5 protein-coding genes are annotated in these 16,374 nt (G+C 33.1%); all 5 read right to left on the bottom strand.

The features are described 5' to 3' along the window. Positions 1 to 15: 15 nt before the first annotated feature. The 5 genes from ACYFX0_RS26200 to ACYFX0_RS26180 all read right to left on the bottom strand — a co-directional run bounded on the left by ACYFX0_RS26200 (position 16) and on the right by ACYFX0_RS26180 (position 15,953). Positions 16 to 7,035, bottom strand: a complete 7,020-nt coding sequence (locus tag ACYFX0_RS26200) for an amino acid adenylation domain-containing protein (protein ID WP_460272016.1) — start codon at positions 7,033 to 7,035, stop codon at positions 16 to 18. A 32-nt stretch (positions 7,036 to 7,067) separates the two neighbouring features. Continuing rightward, positions 7,068 to 8,045 (bottom strand): SagB/ThcOx family dehydrogenase, encoded by a 978-nt coding sequence (locus ACYFX0_RS26195; RefSeq protein ID WP_199670224.1) that lies wholly within the window; start codon positions 8,043 to 8,045, stop codon positions 7,068 to 7,070. 871 nt (positions 8,046 to 8,916) lie between these two features. Continuing rightward, a complete protein-coding gene (gene pulA / locus ACYFX0_RS26190; protein WP_460272015.1) occupies positions 8,917 to 11,475 on the bottom strand; it encodes a type I pullulanase in 2,559 nt (852 codons plus the stop codon). A 481-nt stretch (positions 11,476 to 11,956) separates the two neighbouring features. Then, on the bottom strand, positions 11,957 to 13,660 hold the full coding sequence (locus tag ACYFX0_RS26185) for a M4 family metallopeptidase (protein WP_000791462.1): 1,704 nt from the start codon (positions 13,658 to 13,660) through the stop codon (positions 11,957 to 11,959). Positions 13,661 to 14,000: 340 nt separating this feature from the next. Continuing rightward, positions 14,001 to 15,953: a bifunctional metallophosphatase/5'-nucleotidase gene (locus ACYFX0_RS26180; RefSeq protein WP_016098602.1), complete on the bottom strand. Its 1,953-nt coding sequence runs from the start codon at positions 15,951 to 15,953 to the stop codon at positions 14,001 to 14,003. Positions 15,954 to 16,374 lie beyond the last annotated feature (421 nt).

The raw sequence follows: 16,374 nt of genomic DNA, 5'->3' as shown, positions 1-16,374 counted from the left end.
TCGCCTTTTCATTTTTTATAATTTGTAATCACAAATTGTTTGTATTGGATTTTGAAGAATCGTGTTGATTAACCCATGGATGTGATTTAATATTTCCTGTATTTTCTCTGCTTCATATACGGTTTGATCATATCCAAACTTTATTGTAAGTCTTTCTTCAGGGAAGCACATAATTCCATACTTTACATGTGGCTCATCAACAACTTCGTAATCCGTGATGGCAAAATGTCTGTTTTCATTTGAAGAAAAGATTGCTGGATTAGTTGGATAGTTTTCAAAAACCCAAAGATGGTCAGTCAACTCAGTTTTTAATTCACTTTGCTTTTGTATATCAATAAATGAATAGTATGCATACTCATTACATTTTAATGTTTCTAGTTGAACTTTTTGCAGGAAGTCCACAAAAGACTGCGTTTCTGTCCATGCTAATCGGATAGGCAAAACATTTGTGAACAGACCGAACATACTTTCAATTCCTTCTACTTCGGGAGGTCTGACTGATACGAGATTAGGCAATACTACTTCTCTCGTTCCGTTGAATTTGCCAAGTAATATTCCCCATACAGCTAGTAGTGCTGTATTCATAGTTATATTGTTTTTAGTTACAAATGTCTGTAACTGATTAGTCAAATCCTTGTCTAATGTTAAATCCATAAAAGTGAAGTTTAACCCTTCACTTTTAGATGGGACTTTCTTTTTAGGAATACTAATTTTCTGATTGTATCCTGATAAATAATCCCTCCAAAAATGACGTGCTTTCTCATGATCTTGTACCAAAGTCCAGTCTATGAATGTTTCAAAAGGTTTTACTATAGGTAACCCCGCCGTAGTTCCCGCATTTGTTGTTTCATAGAGCTGGAATAATTCGTCTATCAAAATGCTGACGCTCCAACCATCACATAATAGATGATGGGAACTCCAAATTACCTTATGCTCGTTATTACCTAGTTGGAATATACAGAGACGTGTCATAAGTTCATCATTTTTAAATCCTCGACTTAAATTTTCATTCATCCACTGTTTTAGGAATTCTTGCTGTTCTTGTTTCGTCATCTCAATCAAGTTTTTTATTTCTGAATTTATTTGAACATCATATAGAACAGCTTGCCAAGGTTTTGCTTGTTCATCTTGCACAATTATTGTTCTTAAAGAATCATGACGATCAACTAATTGTTGGAAACACTGAATAAAGAGTTTAATATCCAACTCCCCCTCAAGTGCCCAAATTGTTTGTTCAAAATATGCATTTGTATCAGGTTCATTCGTAGCATGTTCATAAATAACTTCTTGGAAAGGTGCTAACGGGTAAATACGTTCTATTTTTATATCCGGCATTTTTTCTTGTATTTTGGTAAGTGTTTGTTGATTAAGTTGTTTATCTTTAATATTTAGTAATGTAGCTTTATTATCGTTCATTATGTTTACATCATTTGTTTGTGAACTTGAAAAATGGTCTAGCTTTTTAACAAATTGAACCATGTCCCTTAATATAGGAAATGAAAATAGATTTTTTGGTTCAAGCTCAAATCCTTGTCGATACAGTCTGACGGACACTTGAATCGCTTTTATCGAATCTCCACCTAAGGCGAAGAAATGATCATTTACTCCAACTTGATCTATTTTGAGTACTTCTTGCCAAATACTAGTTAATATTTTTTCCATTTCAGTTTTTGGAGCAATAAATACTTCATTTGTTTGTTTCTCGGGAGTAGGGAGCGCTTTTCTATCTAATTTACCGTTTGGAGTCAAGGGTAATTGATCCAAATAAACAAAATAAGAAGGAATCATGTAATCTGGCAAGTGATCTCGCAAATGCTTTCGTAGTTCTGTTGTACTAATATTTTGCTCAGTTACCACATATGCAACTAAAAATTTTATTCCGTTCTCATCTGTTTGATCAATTACGACAGCATGTTCGACTTGTTTATAAGTTAGAAGACAATGAGCGATTTCTTCTAACTCTACTCGATACCCTTGAATTTTTACTTGGTAATCTTGGCGGCCTAAAAATTCAATATATCCCTCAGAATGCATTTTTCCACAATCTCCTGTTTTGTATATAAGACCAAAATCAGGATGTGACACAAACGCTTCATTTGTTTTCTTTTCATCATTTAAATATCCTTTAGCAAGGCCCACTCCCCCGATATATAAATCTCCAATTACACCAACAGGGCACATTTTCTTTTCATAGTTCAACACATAATACGTTTGGTTTGCCAAGGGCATCCCGTATGGAATACTATTCCAATGTGATTCCACCTGTTTGACCGGATAATAAATTGACCAAATCGATGCTTCTGTTGCCCCTCCTAGTGAAACTACTTCTGCAATCGGAAAATGTCGTTTTATTTTTTCTGGTAAAGAAAGCGGAATCCAATCTCCACTATGTAAAACTAAACGTAAAGAAGAATGTTCAAAATGAGAACCTACTTGATCCAATGCCAAATCCATGATTGCAGGCACTGTATTCCAAATTGTAATCCCTCTACGTTCGACAGTGCGGATTAATTCTTGCATGTCTCTCGGATCACGAATCATTACTAACATTGCACCTGTGCTTAAAGCTCCGAAAATATCGTATACAGATAGGTCAAAACACATGGAAGAGATACCAATAATACGATCATCTTCATTTACCTCATATTTTTGATTTATGTCTTGAATCGTATTTGTAACCGCTTGGTGAGTAATAATTACTCCTTTTGGTTTTCCTGTACTTCCTGAAGTGTATATAATATAGGCAATATCTTCTGGACCAGCAATAGCGGGCATGTCTTCTGTTGTATAAAATGACAAATCATTTTCTTCATAAAGACTAGGTTCTAATAAAAGCTTGCATAAGCTATTTTTTAAAATATATGTTTGGCGATCTAAAGGATGATCGGGATCAATCGGAACATAAGCAGCACCTACTTTTAAAATACCTAGCATATTAACAATTGTGTCAACTCGTCTTTTGGCTAAAAGACCCACTTTGTCACCAAGACCAATGCCCTGCTCTTTTAAGAAGTGGGCAATTTGATTGGAGCGTTTATGAAGTTCCGAGTATGTTAACCATTTTTGCTCAAATACCACCGCTACTTCATTCGGTGTACGTTTTACTTGGTCTGTAAATAATTGATACAGAGTAGTTGAAGGTATTTTTTCTGTTGTTTCATTATATTGTTCAATTAAAGTTTGATCCGATTCTTTCATCTGCAAAGATGTTATATCGCTTTGTTTCACCAATTGTTCCAATAAGTCAACAAATTGGGAAAACATTGCTTCTATCACATCAATATCAAACAACTCTTCAACATAATTCCAGCTAATTAATAACTCACCATTTTTTTCAATTACTACATTATCCAAATACACTTGTGGAGTCCGAGCATGAATATAGCGAAGAGAACCAAGTTGTTCCCAAGAGAAAGCACCTGCACCTGCTAACATCGAGGTGAAAACGATTGGCATAACTGCTTTTGGCGTCATTTGATGATATCGAGTAAAATCTCGAATAAAGTTAACTCCATCGTAATGACGATGTTCAAGGCCATCTAATAAAGTAGATTGCGTTTCTTTTACTCTAGTAAAGAAAGTTTGCTCTGGTTTTACATCAACATCCAACAAAATAAGCGATGTGAAATCTCCTACAATCTGTTCTACTTCATCATGAACAGGATAACGGTTAAATACAGTCAAATTAATTGCTAATCGACGTTGATTACTCCAATATGCCAACACATCACCATATATTGTACAAAGTAGAGCGGAAGGCGTTACCTCTTTCTCTTGTGCTAACTTTCGTAGCTTTGTCCATTTTTCATTGTCCAGGATTTTTGTAAGTGATTGGAATTTAGGAGTAGCAATCTCTGCTGGATCCTTTTTTAACAGCAAAGAAGGTGCAAACGGAAAGTCAGGAAGCTTACTTGTCCAATAATCTTTTGCTGTTTTATATTCTCCGATTTGTTTCATTTCATCATAGATAAACATATAATCTTGAAAATCAAAAGATAAAGATTCTAATCTTTGATTTGGTTTATAATAATAATGCAACAAATCCTGTCCAACAATGTTCATGCTTGCTCCGTCCATTAATAAAGCATCGTATCGAAAACATAATAAATACGTGTCTTCTTTTAAAAGAAAAGCTTTCAATTCAAACAAAGGCCATTGCCCCAAAGGGAATACATGGTTAGTCATTCGAGAACGCTCTTCTTGCAAGCGAGCATTTTGATTCCTATCATCTAAATCTATGAGACTCACTATTTCAATCTGGTAATCAGGAACGCTTTGTAATATTTGCTGTTTTCCCTCTGGTAAAATTACAGCTCGCAACATTGGATGACGATGGATTACCTTTTGAAAACTTTTTGAAAGACGATTGATATCCAATGTTGTTTCATATTCAAAATATGTTTGAGGTGAAATACCACTTAATTCAAACTGTGAATTCCTTCCTAACATATACGCTGTCTGAACTTCTGTTAAGGAAAATGGATTAGATAAATCTTTAACATGAGTTGGTCTACTTTCAAAGTTTTCCTCTTTATGCTCTAACTTTACACAAGAACTCAGTTGAGCGATTGTAGGGTGCTTAAAAAAATCTGTTGTACTTATTTTTAAGCAGTCTTTTCTTAGTAAATTAATTACTTGAAGTGCTTTAATGGATTCTCCTTTTAATGCAAAAAAATTATCATGAATACCGATTCCCTCAATCTCCATAACTTTTTCCCATGCACACACTAATTTTTGTTCAATTTCATTGCGCGGGGCAACGTATGGGATTGATACATAATCCGTTTGTGTTATATCCAATAACCTTTTTCTATCCACTTTTCCATTTGGATTCAATGGAATCTCTTCTACCTGAATCATTTTTTCAGGAATCATAAACTCAGGTAATTTATCACTTAAATATTTTCTGATTTCACCAAAAGACACCTTGTTATCCGATACATAGTAGGCAGCTAATAATTTCCTATTTCCATACACTTGATCAACAACGATAGCCTGGTTTATTTCTGGATATTCCCTTAATTGAGTTTCGATTTCTCTTAATTCAATCCGATACCCCCGAATTTTCACTTGATGATCCATTCGACCTAAATACTCAAGTTCTCCATTAGGCAACCAACGAACGAGATCACCTGTATGATACATCATTTCTCCTGCCGTAAAAGGACTCGGTACAAATTTTTCATCTGTCAGTTTACTTTTACCAAGATACCCTCGTGCTACTGCTACTCCAGCAATGCAGAGTTCACCGGGAATTCCAAATGGTTTTAATTGGCCATACTTATTCAATATATAGGAATGATAATTCGGATTTGGTTTACCGATCGTAACTTCTTTGGAAGTGCTCAAGTCTTTTACTGTTGCGCAAATGGTTGTTTCTGTGGGACCATAAATATTTAAAATTGTTGCTTCACTGATACAACGAATTTTTTCAACCAAATCAATAGAAAATGCTTCTCCTGCTAATAAAATAGATTTTAAATCTTTTAGAAAATTTGCCCCTTCTGGATCACTCAAAATCACTTCCATTCGCGATGGCGTTGATTCCCATAAATCCACCTTATGTTTTTTGACCAAATGAGCCAATTCTTTTGTTGCAAACTGGTCCTCTGTAGCAATTACTACTTTTGAACCTTGCGTTAAAGGAAGACATATTTCTAACAAGGAAATATCAAAAGATACACTAGCAAGAAACAAGAATGATCGATTATCCTTTACTTTTTCTCTCATTACATTTAAAAAATGAACTAGAGATTTTTGTTCTATCATTACCCCTTTTGGATTTCCTGTCGATCCTGATGTGTAAATAACATAAGCCAAATCATTAGGATTATGTTCTCGTACTAAATTACTTTCTTCACCTTGAAAAAGATATTCTTTATCAAGATACAGTACTTCACCCGCAAATTGTGGCAATACTTCTTCTGTTCGCTTACTAAGTAAATATTTTGCTTGACTATCTTGTAACATATATTCAATTCGTTCAGTTGGGTAGTTAGGGTCGATTGGTAAATAGGCTGCTCCTGCTTTTAAAATCCCCATCATACCAATAATCATTTCTAATGACCGATCTACCATAACGCCAATAATACTTTCTTTTGAAACACCTTTACTTTGAAGAATAGAAGCCAATTGATTCGCTTTCTTATTCAATTCTCTATATGTCAAAGATTGATCATTACAAACAACAGCAATTTGATCTGGAGTTTTTAATACTTGCGCTTCAAACAAATCTTGAAATGATTGAAACAAGTCTATGCCCGTTTGAAAAGTATTCAATCCTTCTAGCAACTCTTTTTCTTCTTCTTCTGCAATAATACAAATATCTTTCACTGCCAAATTCGGATTTTGTGAAACTTGCTTTAAAACATAACAATACGAATTTGCAAACTGTTGCAAAGAAGAGAATGAACGGGACTTGCAAGAAATTTGAAATTCAAATTCATTATGTATTTCATTCCATTTTCTTCGTATCCATAGGACTAAATTATTCTCTGCGTATTCTTCTAGTGAATTTTCATTATGTAATCCTTCCATCCCAATAACAATTTGAAAAGGAGTTAAATTGTGTTTAACTAATAATTCAGAGAGCGGATACTCCTGATTTTCATACCCGAATAAAGTCGTTTGTTCAATCTCATTTACTAATTGTTTAAAGGGGTGATGCGGATGGATTTCACTTCCTAAAGGAATCAACTTATTAAGATTCTCACTTTGTTCAAGATTCTTTTCAATTATAGGAATACCAATGGTAATTCTTTCTTGATCTGTATAATGTGCCAAACAAACCCTTAAAGCGGCTTGAAACCAGCTAAATAATAATAAATCTTGAGACTTACTTATTTTTTGTATACTTTTACTAAATTCTACATTCACTCTGACTTGAACGTACTCACAAGGTGTTTCTTTATTTAGTTGGTAATCGCTATTAAATTTAAATACAGAAAAATCGAGAATCTCGGAAGATAATTGCTCCTTCCAAAACGCTTCTACTTCTTTATTTTCATGAATTGAACTTCGATCTTTAATGTGCATTTTTATCTTTATCCCCCTAATATTCATTTCTTCTACTCGTTAATTTTTAAGCCAACTTCAAGCCCATGGAGAAACACTTGATGATTATCCAAACATAAAAATTGCTGAATATCTTCAAATTTCATATGACCAACTGAACAAACCCCTAAATTTAATGTTTCAGCAACCATATTTAAGGTAGCAGTGATAATGCCTGACTCAATACAAGCAAATAAATATCCATCTGAACCGTATTTCGGGATAGAAGCGTTCGCATTATAAATCAAATAAACTGAGAATGCAGATTGAGTAAATAAATCCTGATTAATTAACTCATGATCACTTTTGATCACTTGATCAATGTTGTTTACAATCACAAGACTGTTTTTTGATGGGTTATAATAATAAAATCCAGCTTTCATACCCTCTATACGTTTTGGTTTTATATAAACAAAGATATCAATGGGATAGAGCCCGCCTGCACTTGCGTAATGATAGTATATTTTTTCTTCCTTAACCTGTTTTAGAGTTGATAAGAATTGAGAAAATTCCGAAAAACTAATATGTTTTTCCATATCAAATTGACGACAAGATCTACGTTCCTTAATTATAGTAGGTAGCTCATTTGTTGTTTCAAGTTGAATTTCGGTCGACCGTGCAGCAACGTGCGTGCGATTTAATTGTTCACTCATATACTTATCTAACTTTTCTTTAGAAAAGCGAATCTGGTTGCTATATGGATTTGAAAAAATCTTTTCTTGTGAAGAAAATACTTCTCTTGGGTGTAATATGTTACTTACTAACACACGATTTTTTATCATGAGCTCTATGTTTTTTTGTGTCTCTTCTACATTTCCTAATGAAAAGCGCTCTACTAGTTCACTGATTTTCACACCTTTTTGAGCCATAAAATAAAGATCAGGAAACCACTCAGACAGAATACCTGTAAATCTCATTTCCCCTATCAAAACTTCATTATGCAACTTCTCCCAATGCTTAATCGGAGACCAGTAATAAATTTTCTCGCTCATATAACCCTCCATAAACGTTTAACTTATTTTTGAAATGCAATTTTCTAATCTACAAAAATTTTTTTAGATTCTGTTCCTTGTCTCATAGTGATTATAAATACATGCACTTTAACGAAACTTGAAAATAATGAAATAACTTTTTCTTCATTAAAATTTTTTATTTCATCATAAAAAATGATTTTTTTTTGGATATTTCACATCCTTTCCCATAGTAATCCTATAAGGTATAAACCATTTATAACATTAGGAATATTCATTTATTTCCAATGTGAAATTATTGTAATGGATTGGAGAGCGGTTGAATATAGTTATTAAATCAAATAATGTTGAGAAAGTTTTATTTATTATATCGATAAAATTTTATGATGTAATTTATTACAAATAGATTAAGAAAAGGGTTTTAAATTTTTCTTAATCAGTTAGTGTGAAAATATCACATACTATTACATAGAATCGAGTTACTTACATTTCATATTCAAAATAGAGAAAAGACACCTTGAATGGTGTCTTTTCTCTATTTTAATTCCATATACTTTTTACGCCTTTGTTATTTTTAAACGATTTGTAGGAATTAATACAACTCAAATATCTAGTTCGTTATATGTTCGAATATATAATAAACATTATCTGAATTACGAATGTATTTCAGATAATTTTATAAATAAACTCAAAGATATCTTCTTCTCCTACTGCCACAAAAGAAATAATCTATTGCTTATTTCTTTTATTAAATTGTAATATAATTACAGTATGTGAAATTATATTACATTAACTTTAAAAACGAAGTGAGAATAATCTTCACTTCGCTTTTTTCATTTGCAATCCTTATTAAATTTGCTCAATGCAGTATTTATTTCCACATTCTTCGCTTTTATTTAATCGGTTTCTCTGTTTTTAAGATAAATGAACTTAATGTAGGAACTTTAATTTTATTGTCATGGACAACATAAAGTGGTTTACTTCCCGCCTGCTTGCTGTCTACTAGTACTTTCCAAGGCCCTTTCGATGGAAGTGTTATTTCAACAGCTTCTCTATTTGCATTGTGAGCCACTGTAAAGTCTTCATTTTTATTCCCCTCTATTGTATAAGCTACAGTATTTTTCGGAGCATCAATAAATGATACGTGTGTTTTTATTTGCTCTGCAGATGTCATTCGAAAAGCTGAGTACTTTTTGCGTAATTCTATTAAACCCTTCATATAATCTACTTCATTATTAAACGTTGCACGGCGCAGCCAATCCATCTGGTTAATTGAATCTGGAGATTTGTAACTATTATGATCACCATATTTCGTCCGCATAAACTCTTGCCCTGCATGTAAAAATGGAATTCCTTGTGATGTTAATAAAATTGAAGAAGACAATTTGTGCATTTGTTTTCGCACTTCTTCACTGTCACCTGAATTAGTTAACTCAAGTTTATCCCATAATGTATGATTGTCATGTGCTTCCACATAAGTTAATACCTGTTCCGGATCTTGATAGGTAGACGAATTTGTATCGTAGTCAATACCTGCCGTAATACCTTTTTTAATACGATCTTCCATGTTTTCCTTTCCATTTATAAAACCATTTTCCTTTTCCTCAAATACACTACCTTTCAACCCATCACGTATATTATCGTTAAAATGAGCAATCCCTTTCATTTTCTCTGCATTTTTTTGATTTGCTTTCAGCTCAGCTGCAAGAGGTGTATTTAAATCCCATCCTTCTCCGTGTAGTATAATAGAAGGGTCAATTTGATTAACAGCTTTACGTATTTCATTCATCGTTTCATAATCATGAATACCCATTAAATCAAAACGGAATCCATCTAAATTGTATTCTTTTGTCCAATATGTGACGGAATCTATCATAAATTTCCTCATCATTTTTCTTTCTGAAGCAGTATCATTTCCTACTCCAGTTCCATTTGCAAATGTTCCATCTTCATTGTAACGATAATAATAACCTGGAACTAACTTATGGAAATTAGATTCAGCAGCGTTATACATATGGTTATATACTACATCCATTACCACACGAAGATTATTATCATGTAGTATTTGAACCATTTGCTTTAATTCAGTTATTCGAAAAGTTGGCTCATAAGGATTTGTAGAATAGGAGCCTTCTGGAACGTTGAAATTTTTAGGGTCATATCCCCAGTTATATTGCGGTTCATTTAAAGTCTCTTCATTTACTGAAGCATAATCAAATATCGGTAAAAACTGAACGTGAGTAACACCTAGATCCTTTATATGATCAAGTCCTGTTTTTACACCTTCTGGCCCTTTTGTTCCTTTTTCTGTTACACCTAAATACTTCCCTTTCTGTTTAATACCACTTTCAGGTTGGATGGAAAGATCACGTACATGTAACTCATAAATAATAGCATCTTCCGGATTTTTAAATTTTGGCTTTTTGTTTGCTTTCCATTTTTTCGGATTTGTTTCTTCTAAATTAACGACTGCACCTTTATCTCCATTTACAGAAGCAGCACGCACATATGGGTCAACCGCTTCAGTCCATGTATCACCAATTTTGACCTTATACGTATAAAAGAGCCCTTTTTGATTCCCCTTTAGTTCTGCTGTCCAAGTTCCCTTTTCACCTTGTTGCATGTTTATTTCAGCACCTATTTTATCGTTCCAGTTTTTATATGTAACTAACTTCGCTTCGCTTGCAGTAGGAGCCCATAAACGAAACTTTGTATGTTGCGCGGTATATGTATTCCCTAAATCGTTACCACTATAATAAAATAAATTATCAAATTCCTCGCTACGAATGACTTTACCAATTTCAGTATTCGTATCAGCTAAGTTTTCTATTTTAACTTTGTATGTTTGTTTTAAATCAATTTTCTGTTCCGTAATTATTTTGACCTTATTAGTAATATCTCCACTATTTATATCATAAGGACTAATATTTTTAATTTTAATGCCTTCAATTTCAATTTTCTTTTCCCTAATATGAAACGGGACATTAGTCGTTATGGTAATTTCATGGAAACTATCAATAGTTGCTTTTTGAATTGAGAGATCTGAAGAAGGCTTAGAGTTATATACTTTTTCATCGCCCGAAAGAATCCATACTTCAGCACGACCGCCCTTTATATTTTCAATCCAACGATCCCCACCATCTTTTTTCCATTCATTTGTTCGAACTATAAATCCTACACGATTATAGTCACCGTCTATTTTTATCTTAGCGTATTTTCCAAATTCATCTTCACCAGTAAATTCATAAGATGTACCATTTGCATTTTCTCCCCATAACCAAAGATTCCAGTCTTTTGTATTTCCAAGCTTCTCTTTGTAATGAATGATAACTTCAGTTGTTTTCGAATTTGAAACTGCCTTCACACCCTGAAAGGAGAAAACAGATGATAACATAACGATTAAAGTAAGTAATAAAACTGTTTTGTTAATTAATCTTTTTATAATTTGCACCACATACACCCTTTCTTCAAATATTACTAGCGATTTATTATGCTTACACTGAATAACACTGCTTAAATTAATCTAGAAATCTCTTTTGCTTCACCTCCATATTGGCTATTTTCACGTATGTATTTCAATGACCTTTTAATACGAAAGCGTTTGCATAAATGCTTAAAAAAATAGATTTGTGTATGCCCTCATATATTTGTAAATGCTAAAAGGTCAGGGAAATCATTTTAAAGCAATCGTTTGTTATCGTTTTCATTTTATAGACTTTCTATCAAGAGGTCAATATATTATTAATTTTCTGTTTTTATATACTTTAAACCTTATTTATTTGTCGCAACTTCTTACAGATAACGCGCCTAATTATTGCTTAGTCAGTTTATTTTCAACAATACATCGCTACGTAAAAAAGCTAATATCCTTAAAATGATATTAGCTTTTTTTCATAATGTATTAATATATGAATGAGAACTATAATTCTAAATTACTTAATTTTTGCTGCATCAAATGCCTTTTGAACTGCTTGAACTTCAGCTGTATTCGCCCCATATTTATTAGTTGCCACTCGAATACATGCTGATTTCAATTCTTTGAAATTAGAAGTCATGTTTAACTCATCAGTATTTGCATAATAGAAAATATCAAACATTTTATCTTCACCAATTCCTTTAACAGTTACTCCGTTATGAGTTCCGCCTTTTGCAATGAGATACGCAACTTTATTAATAATACTTGAATTAAAATGAACACCGCCTTGATCCCATCCATTAAAATCGTTAAATTCACTGTAATCATCTGGATAAGGTACTCCGAGTGAAGATGGAACAGAAGCTGGGTTTTCCATATCACGGAAAACAGATCCCGTTTGTTCTCCCATTGTCCAATTAAAGTTTCCATTATTTACGTATTTCTCAATAGATGTTCCCATAATATCAGATAGCGCCTCATTAATCGCACCGGATTCACCGTAATATTCAAGATTAGATTCACTAGAAGTAACAGCATGTGTAAATTCATGTCCAGCTACGTCATATGCTTTAACAATAGGATCCCCATATACAAGCATACTTCCATTATTAGCACTTAATGCATTCTGCCAATTTTTCGGATCATTCGTCTCTTCAGAATCCCAAGCATGTACAACTGAAACTACCTTTTGTCCCTTATTATCAAAGCTATTACGTTTGTATTTATCTTTATAAAAATCAAATACTTTTGTTGCTAAGTAATGAGCACTTACTGCTTTTGGATCGTTAAATGTTGCCGAAGTACTAGTCGCTAATGTACCAGGATAATAGCTTTCTTCTTTAGTAATATCTCTGTAATTCACATCATATGTTTCAATTCCTTGCCCTCTTGTATAATCAGCAAGAGCATATTTGCCATTACTTTGTTTAGAGATACCAAATGAACGAGAAATACCTAAATCATCTTTTCCTGTTCCAGTTAATGATGTAAGACTGCTTTGTTTACTTTTCTTTAAAGCTCCAACTAGTTTGTCACTAGCTTTTAAGTTAGATTCTTGTACCATATTTTTTAACATATCACCATTTTGTGCATTTACTAAATAAGTACCAGAAACATAGTTTGGTGTTGCAGCTTCAAAGGTAACTTGGTATGCATTTTTAGCTTGTCCATTATTTTCATCAACAAAAATAACCTCTTTAACTTCTGGCTCAGTAATAAACTTGATATCGTTCCCGTACTTCGTATAAATAAATTGTTTTGCTTCATCTTTTGACAGATTAATAGGTTTTTTCAATTCTTCTTGTTTTAGATTTTGCGCGCTATCACCTGAAACACTTTTAATAACACCATTATTATCTACGTGTGCAGTTAATTGATGACCATATACTTCTTTTCCTTCGTATGTTTGCTGCATACGTACAAGTGTAGTTCCATCATACGAACCACGTTTTTGAAGGACTTTATAATCTACTCCTGCTTCTCCATTGACTTGTTTTTGGGAGAGAGCTTGCTCTGTTTTCTCCTTAAGTGCATCCTTTACTACATTTTCTGGTGTCTTTTGTGACGGTTGTGTCAGTTCACCCGAACGGAACGATTCTTCCTGAATTTGAACTTGTAGTTGATCTGTTTCCTCTGCATGACCTACCCCATATGGTGCCACAGCTGTTAAAGCTAATCCAGTTGTTAATGCTACCTTAGTTAATGTCTTTTTGTTTTTCATTATTTCACCTCGTATAATTTTTGAAATAGAAAGCTTGTACAAAGTATACTGTCTATTTATGTCGGAAAAAAGAGAAAATACACAATTTATGTAACATTATGCAAAATTACATAAATTGTGGTCAATATTATAAATAATGAACGGAACACATATGTACATTAATTTGAATAAAAGAGAGTCCTTATAGGCGCTCATCCAATTGGTTAGTTATTAATTATCTATATTCATTGTAATAAAAGTATACTTACCTCTAAATAACAACATAAAAACCCACTCTTTACTATTTTAAGAGTGGGTTTAATGTTGTTAAAATAACAATTACTATAAGAAACCTTATAATTTATATTTTTTTAGTAATCCTACTAAGTTTTTTGTAAAATTCACCTTTCGTTTTTATATGCTTAAACTGATTTGGATTAATATTTGCTTTTTGTGAGAGTGCTACAATCTCTTCTTTTGTAATTGAATCTTTCGTATTTATAGATGCTATATTTGTGTATTTTCCGTCTTCTGTTTTTGGAATTTCTAAAATCCCTTTATTCACAAGATCAACTACAGCCTTATGCTCTGAAGAATGTAAATCTACACCAGTAATTTTCCAATTACGCATAACTTTTGGCGTGTATACACCGTTCTTTACCTCTTTTAAATATGTAATAGCAAGGTTACGAATGGTTCCACCTGTTTCTCCAAATGCATTCTCTTGTTTAGATGACCAAATTTGTTCAAACTTACGCCCCTCTAAAGCTCCTCCTTTTGCCTGAAGAGCCTCCATTCTGTATGCATTCATTCCCAGCGTCATAACATCGCTCATTTTGATTGGTTTGTTTGTACGAATAGAGCGTAAATTTGTAATTCTACTTCCGTATGGTTTTGTTAAGTCAATTTCGTATTTTACGCCTCCAAAGAAATCGTTCGTACTGTATTTAGATGCACGGCGGGTTTTATCAAAGCTAACGGTTACATCTCCGGCACGAGATGAGTTAAAATATCCTGCTGCCCATTCCATATAGTCTTTTAAATCTTTTCCAGAAATCTTATATACTGTAATCTCTCCCAAGGCATATTGGTAATTATACGCAATATCTTTTTTCTTAATAGGACCTGTATCCAAACGGGCATAATCATTATCAATTTGATGGGCTACTACATCTGCTTTACTGTAGTAGAGCATGACTTCATGAAAGAAATCTGATAAAGGTGTTTCTTGAATCTGAACACTTGGGATACCCTTTATTTCATTTTCAGGAACAAGATTTCTACCCTTTAATTGAGCGACTACAACATTTGCATCTCCTCTCGCATATTCGTGAAAAGGTGTTAGTGTTTCTTCAAGTGTAGGATCAGATAATATCGTTGTTCCATCAGCATTTTTTACAGGTATAGCGGTAGCAGTTTTATCTTTTAAAACCAACTTCTCATCTTGCTTTGTAAAAGTAAGGTCAATACGTGAAATATGTGTTCCATATTTATCTGGTTCTGTAATAATTACGCCATTTACAACTTCTTTTTTTACAAGTTTATGCATATGAGCCGCAAAAATAGCGCTTAGTTCCGGACAAGCATTTGCAATATCTTGTACACCAGTACCAGGGATACCATTCTCATTTTCTAGTCCCATATGCATAACTCCTACCATTACATCTACTTTACCTTCTAATTCCTTAATTGCCTTTTTCGTCTCTTCTACCGGATTTTTCACCACTAAACCATTTAAGTGATCTGTCCCTTTTTCAAAATCACTAATCATTGGTGTATTCATACCAATAATCCCAACTTTAATTCCACCTTTTTCTACAATTGTATATGCAGGAAGAAAGCGCTCTCCATTTTCCTTATAAATATTTCCTGCTAACGTTTTTCCCTTATATTGCTCACTAACTTTTTTCAATGTATCTAATCCAAAGTTGAATTCATGATTTCCAAATGCCCAGGCGTCATATCCCATTGTATTCATCGCTACCATCATTGGCGATTGTGGCTTATCGTTGAATAATTCTACTGAGTTTCCTTGAATTGTATCCCCGGCATCTACTAATATGGTATTTTGATTTTCTTGACGGACCTTCTTTATAACCGTATAAAGCTGCGTCAAACTTCCACTCATATTTGCTCCATCAAGCGCATAATCCCAAGGCATAAATCTGCCATGAATATCTGCAGTACCTAACAATGTAATATTAACTTCAGATTCCTCAGCCTTAGAGATAGGTGGTTTGACTATTACTGCTGTTCCGAGCAGTAATAGAATTACAAAGTAACATACATAGTTCTTCCATTTCATTTTTTGCATAATAATAATATTTCTCCCCTTTTTGTACTTTCGTAAAGTTGTTTGAACTTTAAAAATGTAACTTATTATTCGGGAAACTTCAACTACAAAAGATAATTTTGAAGGTGGTTCTGTTGCAAAAATAAAGAGAATAAATTGCATACATCCCCTAACAGAATTGTATTTTATCGTTTCCTGACAGAATACCCCTTCCTTAAGGGTGTGAAGTGTACTTTCAAAATAAGGACATATCATTTATTATCATTTCAATTTATTAAAACGTGCATATACAATATGTTATGATGATTAATTTTTTGAATTTCGTTGCTGATTTATTTCCTTCTAAATAAAAACACTTTCAAAAAAAAATAACCCCGCTCTTCATTTAAGACGGGGTTACACTTATACAGAAAATCGGATAGTTTTATATTTTCTTAAGCTT

This window comes from Bacillus sp. NEAU-Y102 (genome assembly GCF_054788175.1).
The sequence above is the reverse complement of the archived record's forward strand: the minus strand, read 5'-3'. Positions and strand labels throughout refer to the sequence as shown.